Here is a 23,209-nt window from a genome sequence, read left to right on the forward strand (position 1 = left end):
GGTATCCTTGCTCTTTGTTGTTTTTCTCTAAGTTAGCAAGGACTTAACCACCTCTGATATAGTTCTGCCATCTGCTCTTCCTGCGAGTTGTTGATTCGCAGCGCCCATTACTTTTCCCATGTCCTTGACGGATGTGGCTCCAACCGCCGCTATAATAGTTTTTATTACCTCTTCAATAGCAGATCTGTCTAGTTGCTGAGGTAGGTATCCTTCTATCACCTGAAGCTCTTCCATTTCGATTTGATAGAGATCGTCCCGATTTTGATTTCTGTAAATATCTCCCGATTCCTTGCGTTGTTTTGCCAATTTTTGTAAGACCTTGATTTCTCCCTCTTCGCTAAGATCTTCTACTTGAGTCTTTTCTGTTTTTGCCAATAATATAGCCGCTTTTATAGCCCGTAAACCACGTAGCCTGACGTTGTCTTTGGCAATCATGGCCGTTTTAATATCCTGGTTGATTGTTTGTTCTAATGACATTTTTATGAGTTAAGCGTTATAAATTATAAATGAATGTTTATTTCTAGCACCGATCAGGTATTACGGATTATAGCCGTTCCATTGGCCTGAGCTGTAGGCATCACCAAAAGATCATTGATATTAACATGCGCTGGTCTTGAAAGTACAAAAGCAATAATATCGGCTATGTCTTTCCCCGATAGTGGTTTTAGTCCCCGGTATACATTTTTTGCACGTTTTCTATCACCTTTGAAACGGATTTCGGAAAACTCAGTTTCAACCATACCTGGGTCAATAGAAGTGACCTTAATCCCTCTTTCCAACAAATCGATACGCATAGCTTTTGTCAGCGCATCTACTGCATGCTTGGTTGCGCAGTAAACGTTTCCGTTCGGGTAAACTTCTTTGCCTGCAATAGAGCCAAGGTTAATGATATGTGGGGCTTCGCTTCCTTTCATTAATGGGATAGTGTGTTTGGTAACATAGAGTAGTCCCTTGACGTTAGTGTCTATCATCCGGTCCCAGTCACCGATGTTTCCGTCTTGTATAGGTTCTAATCCTTGGCTAAGCCCCGCGTTGTTGATCAATACATCGATGTTCCGCCATTCGGCAGGAAGATTCTTCCATGTTTTCTCTATTTCATTGTTTTCGCGTACATCAAGTTCAAAGCAAAACATCTCGCAAGAGGGGTGGGCAGATTGAATTTTCTTTTTAAGTTCTTTCAATCGTTCCAAGCGGCGTGCGCAAAGCAATAGCCTGTATTTTAGTTCACTCGCTAGAACCTCCGCACAAGCTTCACCGATTCCCGAACTTGCTCCCGTTATAAGTACCGTTCTCATTGTCGTTGAAAATTATCATTTTGTGCATTCGTAAATAGTACAGAAACCGAACGTCTGTGGCCTTACTGTTGTTTCTTTAAAGCCGATCTTCTGGGTAATGGCGGCAAATCGCTCACCGTCCGGAAAATTAGCGACAGACTCGGGAAGATATGAATAGGCGCGTGAATCTTTTGATATCAATTTGCCCAATGCCGGGGTCAACTTATGAAAATGGAAATGATATAGCTGTTTTATGGGAAAGATTGTTGGGTTGGATAACTCCAAAATAACAGCTTTACCACCCGGCCGCAATACGCGACGAATGTCTGCGAGTCCCTGTTCAAGGTTTTCAAAATTGCGAACACCGAAGGCAACTGTGACGGCGTCAAATGTGTTGTCAGCGAATTGCAGTTTCTCTGAATCGCCAAGCTGAACCTCAAATTGTTTTTGTAGACCTTTTTTTTCAATTTTTTCACGGGCCACATCTAGCATGCCCGCGGAAATATCCACGCCTATAATTTTTTTAGGATTCAATATTCGAATAGAATCCAAGGCAAAGTCGCCAGTACCCGTAGCTACGTCGAGGATAAGCTGTGGATGGATGCCGCGTAACGACCGAATTGCTTTTCTGCGCCATATCCTGTCGATCCCCATCGTCATCATCCGATTCAACATATCATACGTTTTAGATATGTTGTTGAACATGTTTGCTACTTGTTCTTTCTTTCCACCTTCCTGTGCTTTGTAAGGTTTTATTGTTCGGATATCATTTGCCATAAAGCAAAGATACGATATTGAATTTTAACGTGCTAGAGCCGTTTTCAATCTGACAGGTTTAACGCCATTTTCGTATCCTCGCTACACTTGTTTCGCCTTTTCTTCGGATCAGCTTCGCTCAATGAACGAAGTATTACCGAGGATTTACCGTGTATTCCTCGGTAAACTCCCGGTAGATTCACGTTAACGGGCGAACAAGGTTCGAATGTGGTCGAAAGAAAGTTCAAATATAAGACGAATGAAGAGTGGAGGATATGCATTAAACCTCATTAACTGTTTGGTACTTAATCTAAAGGATGCAGGTAAGCCTATTTTTTCTTTAAGTAATACCCAATTACAGTTTTTAACACCCTCTGGATTTGTTAACATTTATATAACTTATTGGCTTAAAAGAGACTTTTTTTAGTTTCCACACGTTGTTAACAACGTGGTGTGGAAAACATTTGTATTGAAAGCCGTATCCGCAAGGGAGTTATAACTGGCCTTTTTTGCGCTACTTAGATAGTGTGTACAAATAGTTAGATTGTTCCTGTTTATTTTTTATATTTTTGTTACTTCGTTACGATCAGCACTAACAATAAACAGAAGAAATTTTTTGGAATGGCGATAGAGAATGAATTTTCGAACAATGCAGGGGGCAAAACTTCTTTTGCTAAGAAACGGACTAGTCTTAATAACTTAGTCAGTGGATTGGGTAAATTGCCTCCGCAAGCCTTGGATTTGGAAGAAGCTGTTTTGGGAGCCCTGATGTTGGAGAAAAATGCGCTTAGCGAAGTCATCGATATCCTTAAACCGGACTCATTCTATAAAGAGGCTCATCAGAAAATATACGAAGCCATATTTAATTTGTTTCAGCATACTTCACCTATTGACTTATTAACGGTCACTGCCGAGCTCAGAAAAATGGGCGCATTGGAAATGGTGGGAGGGGCATATTATATAACACAATTGACGGATAGGGTTGTTTCCGCCGCGAATATAGAGTACCACGCCCGTATAATTTCCCAAAAATACATTCAGCGCGAGCTTATCAAAGTATCCACGGAAATTATCAATAACTCTTACGACGAAACGACGGATATATTTGATTTGCTGGACCATGCCGAGAAATCACTATTTGATATCGCTCAAAATAATTTGCGTCGTGATTCGCGAAAAATGGACGACATAATGCGGGAAGCAATCACCAATTTAGAAGCGCTTCGTGACCGTACGGACGGATTGACCGGTATTCCTTCTGGATTAACGGCGTTAGACCGCATGACATCTGGTTGGCAGCCCTCCGACTTGGTCATTATTGCTGCACGTCCTGCCATGGGGAAAACAGCGTTTGTATTATCGGTCGCACGAAATGCGGCGGTAGACCACCAACGTCCGGTGGCGGTGTTCTCACTGGAGATGTCGTCAGTGCAGTTAGTTAATCGTCTGATAGCTGGCGAAACAGAAATCGAACAGGAAAAGCTAAAAAAAGGAAACCTTGCCGACCATGAGTGGCAACAATTGCATTCCCGGATAGGGAGATTAACAGAAGCACCTCTTATCATTGATGACACGCCGGCGCTAAATGTTTTCGAATTCCGGGCGAAATGTCGACGTTTGAAAGCTCAACATGATATTCAAATGGTAATTGTGGATTATCTACAGTTAATGCATGGAAAAAGTGAAGGAAAAGGCGGAGGTAATCGCGAACAGGAGATCGGTAGCATATCCCGTGCGCTGAAGTCTGTTGCGAAAGAGCTGAACATCCCAGTATTAGCCCTTTCTCAGTTAAGCCGCGCGGTGGAATCACGTCCAGGAAATAGTAAACGCCCCATGTTGTCAGATTTGCGGGAGTCGGGATCTATCGAGCAGGACGCGGATATGGTGCTATTCCTTTATCGACCAGAGTATTATGGGCTCACGGAAGACGAAGAGGGACGTCCTACCGCAGGGGTGGGCGAGGTTATTATAGCGAAGCATCGGAATGGTGAGACAGGTATTGTACCGTTGCGTTTCATCGGGAAATACGTTAAATTCGTGGATTTAGAAGAGGATTTCGGAGGTGCGGATTCCTTTGCAGGAGGAGATAACTTTTCTGCAATGGGGCCTTCTGATGCTTTTGGTGGAGCAGATGGTTTTGGTGGCGGAGGCATTACCATGCCTTCACGAATGAACGATATGCCGGACGACGCTCCGTTTTAAAATTAATAAAAAAGCCTACATACCGTAGGCTTTTCACTAAACTAAACATTGAAACAAATACCCGGTTCCTATGGGTAAGTCGTTACCACTTTACTTACTTTCCACCCGTCTTGGCTGTGGTTCAGTGTAATGTAATCTATACGTGTGAAATTATCGAATTTCATGATGGCTTTAGCGACACATGCTTTACCACACTCATCAAGCATCTCGTAGGTCGTTTCACAATTGAATCTCAAACCTTTGTTCTTCTTTAAAAAACTAGTGTACGTCTTTTTGTTGTAGCATACATTGTTAGCGGTGTTTCGGTATTCGAAGTCGTCCGAAAACAGGAACTTGTTGAATTCAATGCTGCCAGCGGTTGCCGCCTCGAGATAAGTAAGGACGATGTTGATCGAATTAAGATCTCGCAGAGGGTTGACTTTTTTGGCTGCAAAAGAATTGAATGATGTCAGCACAATAAATGCTGTTGCGATGGTTGCGAATGTCGTTTTCATTGTATTAAGTTTTTAATGTGTATAATATTTATCTTCCTTTTTCTGATCTATTGATGATTCAAAGTTAGCTGCATGCTGTATAGAACGAAACTTCAATTAGACCAGTATTTGATATTTCTCGGTAAAGCCAGCCTAATGCTCGGTGAAATTTTTTGCTGATTATCATTATGGTTTTATTGTCCATATCTTCTGTCCGATACTATCCAATCGCATTGCCAAAAAATGAAATGTTTCATTATGAGCTATTTGTGATTTTCTTTGTTTTGCAGGTTGTTCGGATATGAACAAAAGGTGTGCGTATGTGGACGTATCATCTTTAATGAGTTTGGAAGGTGTTTACTACAGGATGTTTTTTCTTCCGGTTAATTCTTTATATTTTTGCAGTCAGTTTTTAGATCAACTTAAGCGAGGGAAATAGTATGCCAGTCAAGATACCAGATAATCTTCCAGCTATTCAACTTTTGGAGAAAGAGAATATATTTGTGATGAGCGATTTACAAGCTGCGGCACAGGACATTCGCCCGTTGCGTGTGCTTATTCTTAATCTAATGCCCCTTAAGATAACGACGGAGACTGATTTCATAAGGCTGTTGTCCAACAATCCTTTACAAGTCGAAATAGAATTTGTACGGCTGGACACCCATACTTCAAAAAATACACCTGAGGAGCATTTGGAAATGTTTTACAAGGGATTTAGTGAAGTGCGCGATGATTTCTATGATGGTATGATCATCACCGGAGCACCGGTGGAGATGATGGATTTTGAGGCAGTATCTTATTGGGAGGAGATTAAGAGCATATTTGATTGGGCGAGAACCCATGTTACTTCCACATTATATATCTGTTGGGCTTCTCAAGCGGCGCTCTATCATTTCTACGGTGTAGAGAAATCGCCTTTAGAAGAAAAATTGTTCGGCGTATTCAAGCATACGGCTACCGAGAAACGGCATCCGCTATTCAGGGGGTTTGATGATGAATTTTTTATTCCCCACAGTCGTCACACTACTATATTAAAAACATCGGTAACAAATAGGAATGAGATCTCTATTTTGTCCGAATCAAGTGACGCAGGGCTTGCTATTCTTTCTTCTAGAGGAGGGCGCGAGTTCTATTTCACCGGTCATTCTGAATATGCACCGCTCACCTTGGATGATGAATATAGGAGAGACTTGGAAAAAGGACTAAACATTGTTATGCCAACTGATTATTATGTGGATAATAATCCCGATAACCCCCCGTTGGTGCGCTGGACAAGCCATGCGAACTTATTATTCAACAATTGGCTGAATTACTACGTTTACCAAGCAACGCCATTTGATTTAAAAGACGTCCCAAATCTGGGGGAGATCAAGCTACAGGGGTAATGCTGATCGGCTTCGTAAAGGGTACGGTTCGAAAGAATAAAAGGAAGTAGTCAGGTACGCGGCACGCCCGGTTTCCGCGACCTGACTATTTTTCTCCCTCCGATGTTTCCATAAAGATGTCTTTCCGTCCTCTTCATTATCATATCGTCTTCTAGACATCAGAAACATACACAATGACTTTCTTCTTTCACGGTGATGCCAAATTGTATATTTAAATTTTTACCTCCAAATAAAACTGAAGAACGCATATTTACCGGGGTATATGGTTGTTTTTACGGGTGGGTAATTGGATAAGTTTTCTCCTGTAGATACTTGATGTATACAGAATCAGTTGGGTGGTAATTTTGTTTATGGGGCAAATTATCGTTGAATCGATGACTAAACCTTCTTTTTTGGGTATATACTATTTTATAGTGTACTTTTATATGTTAGTCACTAAGATCATATACATTGTCCCTACATATTTTTATCTTCAAAAGATTTACTTAATTTTTTGGTGGATTTCATGGAACTCCGATCCGGACGGAGATATGGGCATGGGAACTGACCAGGCCATGAAGGTATAATAATGAACACTTAAATTGAAAAACATGAAGATTTTAAAAGTATGGTTACGTAAGGCTAAGGCACAAGTAATTACAGGGCGTCGCGCACAGGTGGCTTTGCCAACAATGGTCGCATTTTGGGATGCTGAAGCTTCGTCAAAGAAGGAGCCCAAATGTTTTTTCAGGACAATCTAAATTAGCTGTGGAAAGCCTGGCTTGGCATACTGACGGTCAGGTTTTCTTTTACTCTGAATTTCAAATATTTCAATAGAAACCTGCATGATAATGGATTTTTTGGAAAGAAGCAAAGCAAGCAAGAATGATGTAGCAACCTCTTGGTTATATGCGTTATTTGCAGCTAACCTGTATAGGTTCTGTCCTCACATAGATACAAGCAGTTATTCGGATATTTATCGACGCCTAGTGGCGTCTAGGTATCGTGCTTCGGACGATCAATTGTCGGAAGCATTGCCGATCAAACAAGAAGTTTTGGCTAAGTTGACATCATATATCGGGCAGATTAAGGATCGGCCTGGTATTGTAGCTACCTTCCATACCGGCTCATATCGGCTGCTTAACCGCGTTATGTGTATGCAGGGACTACAGGTGGCTGTCGTTATGTCTAGCGATATTATAGCCGACCAAGGTGAGTTTTTGTATGCGCAGCACGCGAAAATGGAAAATGCCGGTGCATTAAGATTGATTGATGCGGACGCGAGCAATTGTCTTATCAAGCTATTGGGCGCGTTGAAAAATGGCTATCATGTGTTGGTATATATGGACGGAAATCACGGATCAGTTACCGCAGAAGATGGGACAGATAACGAAAAAGTGCCGTTTTTTGATTGTAATCTTCTTGTACGTAAGGGTTTAGCTGTGTTATCATATAAACGGAACATCCCCATTTATCCTATTCTTTCTTCTTTAGACGATCAAGGCGATACATTTTATAGAAGTTATCCTACAATTTATCCAAATACCCAAGAAGCGTTGGAGCACTATATATCGCGCGTTTTTCGGTCGCTATATGCACATTTACAGGAGGTTATATCCCGGAATCCAGAAGTGTGGGAAGGATGGTTATATGTTCATACGATGCCACGAACGCAGGAACAAAGTAACAAAAGGAGGCGGTACCAGTCATACTGGCCCTGTCGGGTTGGAACTCGATATTATATGATGATTAGTCCTCGATACACTTGTCAGGAAATTGGAAAACTGTCTTTCTTGTGTATGCGTAAGTGGAAACATTTAACGAGACAGATGAAGAATTGATTTTTTTTAGTAATTTTAGCGGGAGAAAGCTTGTTTTAACACCTCAGGTTATGTTAAACACTGCCTTATTTAACCGCGATGAAGAAAGTTACTGAACTTAAAGTTCCTGTTCATATCCTCATCCATCTATTGGGGTGGGTGGTTTACTATTGGCTAACCGTTTCACGTAATCAAAGCCAGTTTGAAGGAAATATATATCTGGCAGTCGGAAGTTTCCTTTTGCTCTATATCCCCCTTTTCTATACCGTTTGGTTTATTATTGGGTATAGTGCGGCTGGACGTGCTTGGAAATACTGCTTTTTGATGTTGTTTCTACTTTATCCAGCATTGGTGAGCATAGCTTATTTGATGATTTACAAGTTGTTTCCGATATATGGAGTCGTATTTTACAACAGCGAATACAGGCTAACGTGGAGTGACCTTTTCTCTACATGGATTGCGGAATACTGTAAGCTACTGTCACATGTTTTTCTGTTTAGACTAATTATATGGGGCATTCGATCCATCGCTATTCTCAAGGAGCAGCAAAGCGAAAACAGCGAATTAAAAGAGCAACACTTACGTTTTGTATTAGATGGTCATTTTCAATATAACGTCCTTTCGGCTATAGCAAATCAACTCGCACTGAAAGGAAATTGGGAATTTGCCCGATCATTGGGCAGATTAGGGAGTGTCCAGCGCTATAGTTATGAAAACACACAAGCCCGCCTTACAATGATCAGCTTGCGAGAAGAGATCAATCAAGTAGAAAGTCTGATCGATGTTATACGTCTTCAACATGGCAGTAATGATGTGGTAGAGTATGTGAAGAAGGGTACACTGGAGGGACATAAGGTACCGCCTGTTTTATTGTTGAGTTTTATGGACAACGTCTTGAAATATGCTTCCGTCAAGGGGGGAGGACGCTCCATTAAAATATTACTAGATTGTAAAGACAACATGTTTACATTTGTTGCCATCAATAAATTCGAAGGCAAACGACGGTTTCGACGTAGCAGTGGGATAGGGCTATCAAATGTTCAAGAGCGATTAGATCTTTTAGCACAACAGCGATATAACTTGCGCTATGGTAAGCGTCTAGGATATTTCTTCGTAGAATTGACAATTAAACAAAGTGTGCATGGGTCGGCCTAGCGCAAGGTTACGTGTGTTTCTTTTGGATGATGATCCCGCCATGCTAAAGGTGCTGTATGCCTATTTTCAGACAGATAACCGTTTGATGGTAGTTGGAACGGAGACGGATAGTATCCGAGCTCTCCAATACATTCGAAATAATCCTGTTGATCTCTTGGTATCGGATATTGTTATGGAAGGATTCGACGGCATTTCCCTAGTCAAGTCCATTCAGCCTCGCCCTGCGGTAATTTTAATAACCGCATATGCTGAACGCGCCATGGATGCATTTGATATACAAGTAGACGATTGTATTCCCAAACCCGTTGATTATGCGCGCCTAGCAGATGCAATAAACCGCGTTATCTCCAAATCGATGGATACTCAGGATGCCGGGAGAGACTTTATGTTTGTAAAGGACGTAAGAGAAGGGTTTGATTCAAAAATCGTCTTCGCAGAAGTTAGTTTGGTGAAAAGCGATAAGAATTATGTCTGTTTCCACCTGTCGGACAAACGTAAGATAAAAGCCCGTACCACGTTGAGAGAATTGTTATGTATATTGCCGCGCAACATTTTTATCCAAGCACACCGAAGTTATGTCGTCAACGTCCACCGGGTGATTAAATTTTCGCGCGCAATGAGACAATTTTATCTATTGGATTATGATGCTCCGCTATCGATCGGCGCCGAATACTTGGACGATTTTGTGAACGCATACTACCCCTCGGAAAAAACCAAGATTTAAAGAGTGTATGCCTAGATCTTTAAAAAATTAAAAAAAATGTAAACTTTTCCCGTTTTTGGTTACATTTGTTTACGTACATCGGCAGCATGCTTATCTATGCCTCCTATGTTTCAATTCATAAACCGTTCCAAAAAATTATTTATGCACGTTAATAACACGTCCACAGAAAAAGAAACTCTGACCAAGCGAAAATCTAGCCTAGGCATACGCCTGTTTTTCATCTACCTTGTTTTCTATACAGGTTTTGTACTGATAGGTGTATTTCAGTATGAATTATTGGCAATTCAAATACTCGGGGGGCTTAACTTAGCCTTAGCCTATGGGATTGGTCTCATTGTATTTGCTGTTGTTCTAGGTGTGTTATATAATTATTATTGTACTAAATTCGAAGACGAAGCTAATAGCGAACAAACAAATCAAATGAAAGAGGGGGGGACTACATGATTTATGAGATCTCATACACCGCGCTTGTATTCTTCTTTATTTTCGTTGGATTAGTGGTTGGGCTTTCCTTTTATTTTGGAAGGAAGACACGTTCATCTTCTTCTTATTATGCCGCGGGAGGGCAGATTCATTGGGGTGTCAATGGAATTGCATTTGCAGGTGATTATTTATCGGCAGCCTCTTTTCTTGGAATTTGTGGGATGATTGCCGTATCGGGCTTTGATGGTTTTTTATACGCAATTGGCTTTCTGGGGGGGTGGATTGTAGCTTTATTTCTAATAGCAGAGCCATTCAAACGGTTAGGAAAATACACATTTACCGACGCCCTTAACGCCAAATTTAACTCACGTGCGATAACGTTGTCCGCATCTGTAAGTACGTTGATTGTATCGGTATTTTATCTGATTCCGCAAATGGTCGGTGCTGGTGATTTGGTGATGCCCCTGCTCGGTATGCCACATTGGGCAGGTGTGCTGTTAGTGGGTGCTATTGTAATTGTCATTGTCGCTAGTGCGGGAATGGCTTCCACGACCTATGTGCAGTTTTTAAAGGGAGGCTTGCTCATTGCACTTTCGTTGGTACTTACGTTTTTCATATTGAAAAATGGGCTCACATTAACACCGGACTTCAAAGGTAGTAGCAGCCACTATACCTTTATGGAGCTTACACCACAAGTGGAGAATGATAAAGTGGTGGCCGTATCAGATTGGGATGTCATTGCGCAGCAAGTCATTGGAGATAAAACATTTGTCAAGCTTTCACAAAATGGTATTGAACGGTGGTTTGACTGGGAGCGAGGTCATAATCGCTCTTTATTGAAAGAGGCGCTGACCGTAACGCAGCAGGCCGATGGACAAACATTATATAACGGAGAGCCTAAGGAAAACCGTCGTTTTTATCAGGTAGGGCACATGAGCAGGATTGTGGTCAATGGGCAAGAAGTGGAACAAACCGGGCCCCTTAGTCCATTTGAGTTCTTATCTACATTGCAAAAGAGTGAGATTGTGCGGTTTCTACAAGTAAAATTTCCAGATGGAGCAGATCAAGTGTCGCTGTACTACCAGGAGCCTACACTAGGCGCTTCTTTTATGCTTCCCGGTCTTAAATATAAAATTGGTCGCGATGCAAACTTATGGAGTAAATTGGATTTCATATCCTTAATGTTAGCGTTGTTCTTAGGAACGGCTGCCCTACCACATATCTTGATTCGTTATTATACCGTTAAAACACCACGTGACGCTCGGAAATCGACTATTCTGGCGATAGCTGCCATTGGAGGCTTTTATATCCTTACCCTGTTTATGGGACTGGGGTCGGCTGTGAATGGCGTTTTAGATCTGGAATCTAGCAATATGGCAGCACCATTATTAGCACGCGCATTCGGCGCAGTATTGTTCTCGATTATATCAGCGGTAGCATTTGCAACCGTGCTAGGCACGGTTGCGGGATTGATTGTAGCGTCCTCAGGAGCGATAGCGCATGATTTTATTGATGTGTATCTAAAGAAAAATTTGAGCGACGATAGAAAAGTTAAACTTGGAAAGATTGCCGCTTTTACTGTTGGGATCTTTGCGATCCTACTCGGCATGGCGTTTAAAGGGATAAATGTATCTTTTTTGGTTGGGTGGGCGTTTGCCATCGCTGCATCAGCTAACTTACCGGCTATTCTGTTTTTGCTTTTTTGGAAAAAAACTTCGGAAACAGGGATCGCAGCATCGATTATAGTGGGGATTGTATCTTCGCTAACGATTATTCTCACATCGCCCACGATGTGGGATAAATATGGCCTAGAGTCAGAAAGTGCATTACATCAACTGGAAAATCCTGCATTGATTTCTTTTCCGTTGGCAGTATTAACCGTTTATTTGGTGTCTTTGCGGTGGCCGAGACGGAGTCCCATTGCGGACATTGAAAATAGTACAGGTCCGTAGCGTGTAACCTGTTTTCGCTTAAGAAAAAGCTCGACTCTATTTAATAGAATCGAGCTTTTGAATTTTATATAGGATATGCTTACGCATATACGCTTTCTTTTTTTAATTTCTTAACGAGCAATGCATACACAATAGCGCGATACTTATTCCTGTTGGATTTTCCGATTTGGTCTATAACTTCCTCAATAGCGGCATCTAACCCTGGACCATCCGTCAATCCTAGTTTTTTAACCAAAAAGTTGCTCTTGACACGGTCGAGCTCAGCTTTATCTGACGATGCAATGGTTTCTGCATCGGCATTGTAAATGGACGGCCCCAACCCCTTCGCTACAGCGGCGATTAACTTTTCATCTAAAGAAAGGTTCAACTTTTTTGCTTCGGCAACATAACCGGCAATTTTTTCTTCTAATTTGCTCATATGAAAATATTTAAGATAAATTGACTATTACAAATTAAATGTAAATACTATTCTCTAGAATAAAAAAAAAATCAATTTTGAATTATTTTTGTAGCTGTTGTTCGATTAATCCTGCCCGTTTCAACAATGCGTCTACACTCGGTTCTCTTCCACGGAACCGTTTATAAAGTGTCATGGGGTGTTCGATACCCCCTTGGGAGAGAATGTTTGTTTTGAATTTATCAGCAACCGCTTTGTCAAAAATTCCCTTTTCTTGAAAATAGGCGAACGCGTCAGCATCTAACACTTCTGCCCATTTATAGCTATAGTAGCCCGAAGCGTATCCACCACTAAAAATATGTGAAAACGATGGACTTATCGCATTTTCTCCAACATCAGGCAACAATTGTGTAGAAGCGAAGCAACTATTTTCAAATGATTTGACGTTGTCAATATTTGCTGGATCTTGGGCGTGCCACCCCATATCCAATAATCCGAAACCCAATTGACGCAAGGTTGCCATTCCTTCCATAAATGAAGCCGACGCTCTGATTCTATCAATGAGTTCCATTGGAATCGCTTCTCCGGTTTGATAATGTTTCGCAAAAATTTCGAGAGCCTCTTTTTCGTAACACCAGTTTTCCATGATTTGACTGGGCAGTTCTACAAAATCCCAATATACAGACGTGCCAGATAGGTTAGGGTAGGTCGTATCGGCTAACATACCATGTAGCGCATGACCGAATTCGTGGAACAGGGTAGTCACTTCGTTGAATGTCAATAAAGACGGTTTCGTAGTGGTTGGACGTGTAAAATTGCATACGATGGATATATGGGGTCGTTCGTTCTGGTTACCTTTACGGTATTGCGGTTTAAATGATGTCATCCAAGCCCCATTACGTTTACCTTTTCTAGGAAAGAAATCGGCATAAAATATCGCTATGAAACTATTGTCGTTCGTCGTGACTTCAAAAGTGCGTACCTCTTCGTGGTACTTGTCGATATAATTAACTTCGTGGAAGTTTAGATCATAAAGCCGCTGAGCAATAATGAAAACACCGTGCAATACATTTTCAAGTTGAAAGTAAGGTTTCAGTAGTTCGTCGTCTAAATTATATTTTTTTTGTTTTAACTTTTCGCCATAATACGCTGTATCCCATTTTTCAAGTCGTGTTAACCCGTGCATCTCCTTTGCAAAAGCACTTAGTTCTTGAAATTCTCTTTCTGCGGCGGGCTTTGCTTTATACAATAAATCATTTAGGAAGGTCAACACCTTTGATGGCTGCTGTGCCATACGTTCTTCCAAAACAAAATGGGCGTGTGTATCATAACCTAATAGTTGTGCGCGCTGGAAACGTAGTTGTGCAATTTTGAGGATATTCTCCTCGTTGTTATATTCGTTATGTTGAAACGCTTTACGGCCAGCGGCAATAGTAATTTCGCGACGAAGCGCCTGATTATCGGCATACGTTACAAATGGGATGTAACTTGGATAGTCTAAGGTGAATATCCAACCAATTTTATTTTGTGCTTCAGCGAGCCCTCGTGCGGCTTCTATAGTGCCTTCTGGCAAACCTGATAAATCCTTTTTATCAGTGATGTACAATTGATATGCGTTTGTTTCTGCTAGTATATTCTCTCCAAACTTTAGCGTTAATATAGCAAGCTCAGCATCTATTTGACGTAAGGTTTTCTTTTTATCATCATCCAACAATGCGCCGTTCCTAACGAAATCGCGGTAGGATTTCTGTAGTAAAGTTTGCTGCTCGGTATTTAACGAAAACTTGTCTTGTTGGTCGTATATTACTTTTATTCGTTCGAACAGTTCTGGATTTAGCATGATGTCGTTGTTCAGCTTGGATAGCTTTGGCGCTACCTCTTGAGCTATCTTATCAAGCTTTTCGGTGGTTTCTGCGGAGTGGAGGTTGAAAAATATATTTGATATACGGTCCAGCTCCATGCCAGAATAGGCTATTGCAGCTATTGTGTTTACAAAAGTAGGCGGTTCTGGATTATTAAGAATTGCTGCGATTTCTGTTTCTGTTTTTTCGATAGCGATGTCAAACGCGGGGATATAATCTTCGTCTTTTATTTGTGAAAACGGCGCCGTATCACGCGCTGTGTCAAATTTTTTGTTTAGTACAGACATGCTGCAAAAATATAAAAAATAGGGGTAAAATATTGCCCCTATACATTACGGTACTGTTTGATTATGTTGTTATTTTTTCCCTTTTGCTGTTTTTGTCTTTTTAGCATCTTCAAAATCCCGGAAGATTAATCTTTCAATAGTCCTTTCGATGCGTTCCCGACCTTCGTCGTCATTAATATCGATACCACTGACCGTACTTCCATTGTTTTTGGCATGCAATGTTAGGTAATAGATTCCGCCAAGAATAATGGCGAGGGTAGCTTGTATGTCTACGTCTGTATTTACAAACCGAGCGGAAATAAGATCAAGAGCACTTTTACCAACCTCTTCTCGGTCATCAGCTATTTTCCGTAATAACTTGTTTTTTACCCCCATCTCCCAATGGATAATACGCTGCATAGATTTATCCTTTAAGAATGAATCGAACTGTAGTTGGAATAGATCGCTAGTGTCTTGTGCGTCAACCGGTGTTGGGTTTTCTGCAAACTCCGTGATTTGTGTTTTGAGCTTTCCGGCCCAAAAATCTTTTTCTAGGATATATTCTTCTATCAAACCATCTAGATTCCCAAAATAAAGGTATATAAGTTTAGGGTTTAGGCCGGATTCTTTCGCAATATTGGTAATAGTAAGTCCTGCGTATGTATATTTTTGCAATACCTTACCTACAGTTGCTATTAACCTACGTTTGGTTCGCTCTTTGTCTCGGATGGGGCCGGCAACCACTTTGCGGACTTTTTTTACAGGTATATGGTCTGATTCTTCCGTGGTTTTAGTTTTTTTTCTTGCCATAGTATATTTCTATTTTAATTTATAAAATAATTAGTTTATAAAAGTGACTATTTAAATTGGAAATATCAAGAAGCTGTATGATTTTTTTTTGCTTGTTAGTCAGGTTTTTATTGTGGTTTTTGACCGATTTTCACTAAATTAATTCTCAACTTATTTATTCGTATTGTAGCGAAACAAATGGACGTGGAGTGGTTAAATCTTGCTTGAGATACCGCTCAAAATGATAGAAAATAAAAAAGGCAATAGAAATTATGATCTACTGCCTTTTTCATCTCGTTAATAGAACTTATCTATTCGTTTATGCTAGGTATTTTGATAACTTCATTGGTGTCTTTATCGTAATCTACCGTATCGAAATTGAAACCGAACAATTTAAAGAAGTCATTCCGGTAGCCAGTTATATCTGAAATTTGCTCCAAGTTTTCTGTGGTAATCTGCTCCCATAGTTTTGCCACTTCCGTTTGTACGTCTTCTCGCATTTCCCAATCATCAACCCGGATCCGTCCTTTGTCATCTAGAGGAACTTCTCCTTTGATATAGAGACGGTCAGCAAATAGCCGTTGCATTTGTTCGATAGTGCCTTCATGTATACCTTTCTCTTTCATGACTTTATAGACTAGGGATATGTAGAGAGGGACAACGGGGATAGCAGAGCTTGATTGCGTTACCAACGCCTTGTTCACAGAAACATAGCTAATACCGTCTATATCTTTTAACAGGTCGTTAAGAAGCGGTACCGTACCTTCCAGGTCATCTTTCGCTCTTCCGATTGTTCCATTTCTATAAATTGGGTAGGTCAGCGCTGGTCCGATATAAGAATAAGCAACCGTCTTTACCCCGTCCGCCAATACGCCAGCGTCCTTTAGTTGTTCTATCCAGAACTTCCAATCCTCGCCGCCCATGACGGCGATGGTATTCTGGACGTCTTCTTCGCTTTCGACCGGTTGAATGGAAATGTCCGAAACAACGCCAGAGTGGAAATCCACCGTTTTATCGGTAAAAGCTTGTCCAATGGGCTTAAGCACCGACATGTGCGCCACACCGGTTTTTGGATGTGTACGGCGCGGTGAAGCTAATGAATAGACGACCAAGTCAACTTGTCCAAGATCTTTTTTAATAAGATCAATAGTTTGTTTTTTTATGTCATCAGAAAAAGCATCTCCATTGATGCTTTTTGCATAAAGTCCCAGAGCATGTGCTTCGTTTTCAAAGGCTGCAGTATTATACCAACCGGCCGTGCCTGGCTTACCCGGGGCCGCAGGTTTTTCGAAGAACACGCCGATCGTTGCAGCGTCCGAACCGAAGGCAGCAGTAATGCGGGAGGCTAGCCCGAAACCGGTGGATGCACCGATTACCAAAACCTTTTTAGGACCGTTTTCGATTTTACCCTTGAATTTTATATGGTCTATCTGTTGCTTAACATGTTCCGCAGTCCCTTCCGGATGCGACGTTAAGCAGATAAATCCTCTTACACGTGGTTGTATAATCATATCGTTTTTCTATTCTATCAAATAATAGCGCAAATATAATAATTATTAGCTATAGGCCGTAAGATACCTGTTTTATGCTGTCAATTTAGCAACCCGCTTAGGAATCAGTAATAGATAGGTATGGTCATAATAAATTAATATTCTGCGACGCGAGTAGCTCCCGTTGTCCTCCATCCCATATACTTACTTGTACTTCGCCAATATGAGCTTTTTTTAGCATGAACATACAAACACGTGATTGGCCGATACCACCTCCGATAGATGGAGGAAGCTGGTCATTTAATAGCATGTCGTGAAAAGGAAGCTTAGTCCTTTCCAAGCTGCCTCTAAGTTCCAGCTGGTGCAATAAAGCCTTTTTATCGACCCGAATCCCCATGGAAGAAAGCTCGAAAGCAGTATGTAAAATAGGATTCCAAACCAATATATCACCATTTAGGCCTTTATACCCGTTTTCGTTATCGGTGCTCCAGTCGTCGTAGTCGGCTGCACGGCCGTCATGTGGAAAGCCGTTACTGAGCTCACATCCGATACCATGTATAAAGACGGCGCCATGTTCTTTAGCGATCGCGTTTTCTCGTTCCTTAGGAGTTAGATTAGGATATTTCGCTAAGAGTTCCTCGGAGGCGATGAAATGAATGTCACTTGGAAGAACGGCTTGTTTTTCAGGGTAACGTTCAGCCACTTCATGTTCTGTTTCATATAGCGCTTGATAGATTTTTATTACGGTGTCCTTTAGATAAACCAACGTGCGATTTTGGCTGTTGATGTGTTTTTCCCAATCCCATTGGTCTACATAGATGGAATGGATAGGGCTATAATCCTCGTCGGGGCGTAAAGCCCGCATATCGGTCAATATACCTTCTCCGGGCTTTATTTCCAATTCTTCTAGTCGCACCCTTTTCCATTTAGCCAAGGAATGTACGACTACGGCACGCTGTTCGTTCAAAGATTTGATAGGAAACCCTACCGGACGTTCAATGCCATTAAGATCATCATTGATACCTGTTCCGTCCAATACGACTAAAGGGGAGGAAACAGGAATGAGATTTAATGCCTGAATTAGTTTCTCCGAAAAAATGTTCTTAACAAACGTAATCGCTTGTTCCGTTTTTAATAAGTTACGTCCCATAAAAATGCTAGCGCTCAAAATATCATAAGCGAGTTATTGATATTTTTTTAAAATTTATCAGCAAAAATAAATGTTTAATTAATAAAATGTATGATATTTTGAAAATATTACCAAAAAAGGGAGCTGTTTATACAACTCCCTTATAATAATATCCTGTAGAATAGGATTATACGGAAAAACTCTCGCCGCACGCACAAGTACGCGAAGCATTCGGGTTATGAAATTCAAAGCCTTTGCCCGTAAGTCCGTCCGAGTAATCTAGTTCCGTTCCCGCTAGATACAAGTAGGATTTTATGTCTAAACAAATTTTAATACCCTTATCTTCACAAAACTGGTCGCCTTTTTTTTCTTCGTTGTCAAACGATAGTTTGTAGGAAAGACCGGAGCACCCGCCACTTTCCACTGCAACTCGTACAAAGTAACTATTGTCATAGTTCTCTTCTTGCATAATCTTGTCGATACGCTCCTTTGCTTTATCTGTGATTGTTACCAGTTCGTTCATCGCTTTTCTTCTTAATTAACAAAAATCGCTATTCTTTTTTTTACTTCCAACTATCGGCGGTCGAGAGAATGTCAAATTTACCAATATGGCGAACGCGTCAATTGATGAGGCCCGCTGTATATAGCTGCCAAATAGGGGAGGCGGAACGTAGACGCTGGACGGTTTCAGCTAAATCGTTTACAGTTTGTTCGACTTCTGCTTTCGTCGTGAATTTACTTAAACTAAAGCGCATACTAGCGAAAGCTTCATCATTACTGACGCCCATTGCTTTTAATACATGTGACGGATCCAAGAGACCGGAAGTACATGCTGATCCCGAGGCTAACGCCACGTGAGGAAGAGCCGTCATAATTTCCGTCGCTTTAATATGCCGGAAGGCAACGAATGTTGTGTTATCCAACCTTTTAGCTTGTTCGCTATGGATAATAATCTGCGGAATTTTAAGCTTAATCTGTTCCTCTAAATAGTCGCGGTACTGCTGGATCTGGGGGTGGAAATCTACTATTTCCAACGCTTTTCCGCATCCCACAATGTTAGGGACATTCAGTGTTCCTCCACGAAGACCGTTTTCCTGCTGCCCACCGGATATCAACGAGGGTATCTGTATAGGTTTACGTTTACGGCGTATGTATAATCCACCTACGCCTTTGGGGCCATGGAACTTGTGTGCGCTAAAGGTAAGAATGTCAATAGGTATCTGTTTTAAGTTTAACTCTTGCTTCCCGACCCACTGTGTAGCGTCGCAGAAAAACAAAACATCCTTTTCCTGACAGATGTTTGCAATTGTCGAAATAGGGTGCATGACGCCCGATTCGTTATTCGCGGCCATGATACATACTAAAATGGTGTCTGGACGTATGCTATCTAGTAGTAATTGTAAATCTAATTCTCCATTTTGATTGACAGGTAGATATGTGATTTCGATACCGCTCCGCTCTAGTTGGGCACAGGTGGACAACACCGCTTTATGTTCGGTCTGACAGGTGATCATATGTTTTCCTTTTTGGGCATAAGCATTGGCAATTCCCCGAAGTACTGTGTTGATACCTTCCGTTGCTCCTGAGTTAAAGAGAATCTCACTATCTTTAACATCGAATTTCTGTGCAATTTGTTGGCGCGCCAAAGCTACGGCTTGGCTGGCTTCACGGCCAATACGGTGCTGCATGCTGGAAGCATTCCCATAAGACTCCTTTAGGAAAGGAAGCATAGCATCTAAAACCTTTGGATCTATCTTTGTAGTAGCGTTGTTGTCCAAGTATATCCATGACATAAGGTTAAAGATAAGAAAAAGGTTTGTTTACACAGCATATTAATCCAGCGACCGCGTAAGAATATAATAACGGTAAGCAAGCAGGGCTTGCTCCCATTTTGTCAATTTGGTGGGGTCTTTTCCTGATAATTTAGGTAATACCACTTTATTGAGTTTATTCAAAAGACGGAAAATACTTTTTGTCATAACATTTTTTTTGGACTACAATATAGGTTAAACAAACCGCTCGATAAAACGTTTTATCGAGCGGTTTGTTTTGGAAGATATTTTCTAACTATGGCTGTAGGAGAACTTTCTCTCTGTTCCAAGTAAAAGCGGTGAACAAAATTGCCAACACACAAGATAGCAACACGATTTCGAAGCTAGCATTCCAGCCACTGTGGTCTACGATGGCTCCAAGAGCTGCATTAGCTAACAGGTCACCTATAAAATAGCCAAACAATCCTGTTAATCCTGCGGCAGTACCTGCAGCTTTCTTAGGAACAAGATCCAATGCTTGTACGCCGATGAGCATAACAGGTCCATAAATTAAAAAGCCGATCGCCCATAAAGAACCATTTACAAGCCAGGCTGTTTGCCCAGGAGTTATCCAATAAAGAAATACAGCCAGTAAAGTAGCTGACATGTAGATGATGGTGACAGGAGCTCGGCGTCCTTTGAACAGTTTATCACTCATTAATCCACACAAGATAGTACCCGGTATGGCTGCAAGCTCGTAAATGGAAGCTGACCAAGTGGCTTCCGATGCAGTAAAATGTTTTGCCTCCTGCAAATAGGTCGGTGCCCAATTGATGATTCCGTTACGGACTAGGTAAACAAAAGCATTGGCGATAGCTATAAACCATAGCATTTTGTTGTTAAAGATATGTTTTAAAAAAATGTCTTTTGCGCTAAATTCTTTTTCTTGTGATTTGTTATAAGTTTTGGGATAGTCATTATTGTATTCCTCAATGGGCGGAAGGCCGCAGGATTGAGGTGTATCACGTATGAGAAAAAGAGATATTAAAGCAACGACTATTGCCGCCATGCCCGGAAAATAGAGTCGTGCTTGCCATTCTACAAACAATTCAACACCAAGGATAGCCAATGGTCCCACTAGAAAACCACCTACGTTATGTGCAAGATTCCAGATGGACATGGTGGTGCCTCGTTCCTTGATAGAATACCAGTGAACCACTACACGGCCGCATGCTGGCCAGCCCATACCCTGCACCCAGCCGTTGATAAACAAAAGTGCGAATATGAGTCCTATAGACGAGGTTGCAATAGGTGAGAAACCCATAAATATCATGGTTATGGCCGATAGAATTAACCCCGTTGCCAGAAAATATCGCGCATTGCTTCGGTCAGAAACGTTACCCATAAGAAATTTGCTCAGGCCGTACGCGATCGAAATAGCAGACATAGCGAAACCCAATTCGGCTTTACTGTAACCCAATGAATCCTGAAGGTCTTTGACGGCAAATGAAAAGTTCTTGCGTACAAAATAGTAAGCAGCGTAACCTATAAATATGCCAATGAATACTTGCAGGCGCAGTCTTTTGTATTCGGGATCTATTTTGTTGGCGGATAGCCGCGGCTGGTGTGCCGCTGGTTTGAAAATATTAAACATGTATTTTTCGGTTCTCGTTAAAATAAATTAGGGTAATCGCTAATAATGCCATCCACTTGAAGTGCCTTGAGTTTTTCTATTTCTTTTTTATCGTTCACCGTCCATGGAATGACCTTGATACCGGCTTTATGAGCGTCTTCGACAAATCTCGTTGTAACTAACGAATAATGTGGACTAATGATGAAGGGACTGTAGCCTAATTCATCTATCAGTTCCGTTGTCGACTTTTCGTTTCCTCCTGCGATTAAATAGGATGTTTTTAGTTCAGGGTAGACCCGGTTGATGTATTGAATAGTGCGTTTGTCAAAGGACTGTATGACTGTTCTGGAGGCTATTCCCTTATCGATGACAACCTGCAGCAGACGGTCAGAAAATTCCTGCGGATTCGGGTGGTATTCACCGTCTTTTCCTTCTTTGCTCTTTGTCTCGATGTTGTAAAACATCGGTGTATTTCTTTTTTCTTTTGCATAGGCTTCGGCTTTATCGATAAGGTCGGATAACAATGCAATGTTGGTAGGGACTTTTTTCTGTTCCGGAAAATCCTCATAGCGTTTACTTCCGATATCAAATTGGGCCAAGTCTACATAGTTGTAATTGTATATTATGCCCTTAATGTCCTTACCTGTAAGGGGCTTGCCGTCTGTATATTGGACGAATTTTGGATTTAAATAATGATCATGATACACAACGACCTTATTGTCTTTTGTAATATGGCAATCCATTTCTAATGTTGTCACTTTTGGCAAGTCAATCGCCGTTTTCATCGCCCCAATTGAGTTTTCGGGATAGAGCCCTCTTGCGCCACGATGCCCCTCGTAAGAGAAAGCAGGAAATATATCATTTTGCTGCGTCTGTTTTTTTAATGGAGTTAAAGGACCACAAGCGCTGCACAAAATTAATACGCTCATGGCGAGCATTGTTTTTAAATGCGTTTTGTCGGGAGTCATTTGATGAAATATTTAGATTTATATCAGTTTGTTCCGAATCAGTAAATAGCAAGATATAAAGTGCTCGCTATTAGAGCACCTAATACTGGTCCAATAATGGGCACCCAAGCGTAGGCAACATCGAAAGCTGCTTTGTTTTTAATGGGAAGGATCGCATGCATGATGCGTGGACCAAAATCACGGGCGGGATTTATAGCATATCCCGTTGTACCGCCTAATGAAAGACCAATTACCCATACCAGAAAGGCAACAGGGATAGCACCTATAGACCCCAAACCGATAGGGGTGCTTTCGTCTGCCCTGATAAGAGATGCATCTGTAAAATGCAAAATGGTGAATATAAGAACGAACGTGCCTACAATTTCACTGATGAGGTTTATGGGCAGGTTGCGAATTGCTGGTGCGGTGCAGAATACCGCCTGTTTTGCTCCGGCGTCCTGCGTCTGGTCGAAATGATCTTTATATACGATCCAGACTGTAAAAGCGCCTGTCATTGCTCCTAAGAGCTGTGCTGTCATGTAGAGTAAAGAGGTTGCCAAGTCCAGTTTTCCGAGGGCAAGATTTGCGATCGTAACCGCCCAATTCAAATGGGCGCCGCTATAAGGTCCCGCAATCGTTACGCCTACAAATACCGCCATCGCCCACGCGGTAGTAATGACTATCCATCCGCCGTTATGGCCTTTTGTGCCTTTCAATACGACATTTGCCACAACGCCTCCACCTAGTAAGATCATGGAAGCTGTACCAATCAATTCTGCTAAAAAAGGAGTCATAATGATGA

General features: G+C 41.4%; 22 protein-coding genes. 7 read left to right on the plus strand and 15 right to left on the minus strand.

The genetic code is table 11. From position 1 onward, the window contains the following. Positions 1-27 precede the first annotated feature (27 nt). From C5745_RS05360 to ubiE, 3 genes are read right to left on the minus strand one after another with little or no spacing between them, the layout of a single operon-like run. Positions 28-477: a GatB/YqeY domain-containing protein gene (locus tag C5745_RS05360; RefSeq protein WP_105715946.1), complete on the minus strand. Its 450-nt coding sequence runs from the start codon at positions 475-477 to the stop codon at positions 28-30. Positions 478-530: 53 nt separating this feature from the next. Then, the gene (locus tag C5745_RS05365; protein ID WP_105715947.1) at positions 531-1,295 is read right to left on the minus strand and encodes an SDR family NAD(P)-dependent oxidoreductase; all 765 of its coding nucleotides are present in this window, start codon (positions 1,293-1,295) and stop codon (positions 531-533) included. A 15-nt stretch (positions 1,296-1,310) separates the two neighbouring features. Then, positions 1,311-2,051, minus strand: a complete 741-nt coding sequence (ubiE, locus tag C5745_RS05370; RefSeq protein WP_105715948.1) for a bifunctional demethylmenaquinone methyltransferase/2-methoxy-6-polyprenyl-1,4-benzoquinol methylase UbiE — start codon at positions 2,049-2,051, stop codon at positions 1,311-1,313. A gap of 600 nt (positions 2,052-2,651) precedes the next feature. On the opposite strand from ubiE, the gene dnaB reads away from it, so the two are divergent. Further along, a complete protein-coding gene (gene dnaB / locus C5745_RS05375; RefSeq protein ID WP_105715949.1) occupies positions 2,652-4,232 on the plus strand; it encodes a replicative DNA helicase in 1,581 nt (526 codons plus the stop codon). A 68-nt stretch (positions 4,233-4,300) separates the two neighbouring features. On the opposite strand, the gene C5745_RS05380 is transcribed toward dnaB, so the two are convergent. After that, a complete protein-coding gene (locus tag C5745_RS05380) occupies positions 4,301-4,726 on the minus strand; it encodes a hypothetical protein (RefSeq protein WP_105715950.1) in 426 nt (141 codons plus the stop codon). 419 nt (positions 4,727-5,145) lie between these two features. Between C5745_RS05380 and metA the strand changes: the two genes are divergently transcribed. The 6 genes from metA (at position 5,146) to C5745_RS05415 (ending at position 12,143) form a co-directional block, all read left to right on the plus strand. After that, complete coding sequence (gene metA / locus C5745_RS05385; RefSeq protein WP_105715951.1) at positions 5,146-6,090, plus strand: homoserine O-acetyltransferase MetA; 945 nt, start codon at positions 5,146-5,148, stop codon at positions 6,088-6,090. 830 nt (positions 6,091-6,920) lie between these two features. After that, the gene (locus tag C5745_RS05395; RefSeq protein ID WP_207795719.1) at positions 6,921-7,910 is read left to right on the plus strand and encodes an LpxL/LpxP family acyltransferase; all 990 of its coding nucleotides are present in this window, start codon (positions 6,921-6,923) and stop codon (positions 7,908-7,910) included. 78 nt (positions 7,911-7,988) lie between these two features. Next, positions 7,989-9,044 (plus strand): histidine kinase, encoded by a 1,056-nt coding sequence (locus C5745_RS05400; RefSeq protein ID WP_105715954.1) that lies wholly within the window; start codon positions 7,989-7,991, stop codon positions 9,042-9,044. Beyond that, positions 9,031-9,768 (plus strand): LytR/AlgR family response regulator transcription factor, encoded by a 738-nt coding sequence (locus C5745_RS05405; RefSeq protein WP_105715955.1) that lies wholly within the window; start codon positions 9,031-9,033, stop codon positions 9,766-9,768. Before C5745_RS05400 ends, C5745_RS05405 begins: the two co-directional genes overlap by 14 nt. A gap of 141 nt (positions 9,769-9,909) precedes the next feature. Continuing rightward, positions 9,910-10,212 (plus strand): DUF485 domain-containing protein, encoded by a 303-nt coding sequence (locus tag C5745_RS05410; RefSeq protein ID WP_105716038.1) that lies wholly within the window; start codon positions 9,910-9,912, stop codon positions 10,210-10,212. Beyond that, positions 10,209-12,143: a solute symporter family protein gene (locus tag C5745_RS05415; protein WP_105715956.1), complete on the plus strand. Its 1,935-nt coding sequence runs from the start codon at positions 10,209-10,211 to the stop codon at positions 12,141-12,143. The genes C5745_RS05410 and C5745_RS05415 overlap by 4 nt, the downstream gene beginning before the upstream one ends. Before the next feature lie 79 nt (positions 12,144-12,222). On the opposite strand, the gene C5745_RS05420 is transcribed toward C5745_RS05415, so the two are convergent. The 11 genes from C5745_RS05420 to C5745_RS05465 form a co-directional block, all read right to left on the minus strand. Beyond that, complete coding sequence (locus C5745_RS05420) at positions 12,223-12,561, minus strand: DUF2853 family protein (protein WP_105715957.1); 339 nt, start codon at positions 12,559-12,561, stop codon at positions 12,223-12,225. Positions 12,562-12,643: 82 nt separating this feature from the next. Next, entirely contained in the window at positions 12,644-14,689 is a 2,046-nt protein-coding gene (locus tag C5745_RS05425) for a M3 family metallopeptidase (protein ID WP_105715958.1), read from the minus strand. A gap of 69 nt (positions 14,690-14,758) precedes the next feature. Next, positions 14,759-15,478, minus strand: coding sequence for a TetR/AcrR family transcriptional regulator (locus C5745_RS05430; RefSeq protein WP_105715959.1), 720 nt, complete (start codon positions 15,476-15,478; stop codon positions 14,759-14,761). Positions 15,479-15,768: 290 nt separating this feature from the next. Then, a complete protein-coding gene (fabV, locus tag C5745_RS05435; protein ID WP_105715960.1) occupies positions 15,769-16,968 on the minus strand; it encodes an enoyl-ACP reductase FabV in 1,200 nt (399 codons plus the stop codon). A 124-nt stretch (positions 16,969-17,092) separates the two neighbouring features. Continuing rightward, the gene (gene asnA, locus C5745_RS05440) at positions 17,093-18,097 is read right to left on the minus strand and encodes an aspartate--ammonia ligase (protein WP_105715961.1); all 1,005 of its coding nucleotides are present in this window, start codon (positions 18,095-18,097) and stop codon (positions 17,093-17,095) included. Positions 18,098-18,263: 166 nt separating this feature from the next. Then, positions 18,264-18,590, minus strand: a complete 327-nt coding sequence (locus C5745_RS05445; protein WP_165793024.1) for a HesB/IscA family protein — start codon at positions 18,588-18,590, stop codon at positions 18,264-18,266. Between the two features lie 106 nt (positions 18,591-18,696). Continuing rightward, entirely contained in the window at positions 18,697-19,869 is a 1,173-nt protein-coding gene (locus C5745_RS05450) for a cysteine desulfurase family protein (RefSeq protein WP_105715963.1), read from the minus strand. Between the two features lie 39 nt (positions 19,870-19,908). Then, positions 19,909-20,055, minus strand: a complete 147-nt coding sequence (locus C5745_RS20170; protein WP_165793022.1) for a hypothetical protein — start codon at positions 20,053-20,055, stop codon at positions 19,909-19,911. A gap of 88 nt (positions 20,056-20,143) precedes the next feature. Next, positions 20,144-21,481 (minus strand): glycerol-3-phosphate transporter, encoded by a 1,338-nt coding sequence (gene glpT, locus C5745_RS05455; protein ID WP_105715964.1) that lies wholly within the window; start codon positions 21,479-21,481, stop codon positions 20,144-20,146. A 17-nt stretch (positions 21,482-21,498) separates the two neighbouring features. Continuing rightward, a complete protein-coding gene (locus C5745_RS05460) occupies positions 21,499-22,389 on the minus strand; it encodes a glycerophosphodiester phosphodiesterase family protein (RefSeq protein ID WP_243403254.1) in 891 nt (296 codons plus the stop codon). 77 nt (positions 22,390-22,466) lie between these two features. Then, on the minus strand, positions 22,467-23,201 hold the full coding sequence (locus tag C5745_RS05465) for an MIP/aquaporin family protein (protein ID WP_105715965.1): 735 nt from the start codon (positions 23,199-23,201) through the stop codon (positions 22,467-22,469). Positions 23,202-23,209: the final 8 nt, after the last annotated feature.

Source organism: Sphingobacterium haloxyli (assembly GCF_002980525.1).
GTDB lineage: Bacteria > Bacteroidota > Bacteroidia > Sphingobacteriales > Sphingobacteriaceae > Sphingobacterium > Sphingobacterium haloxyli.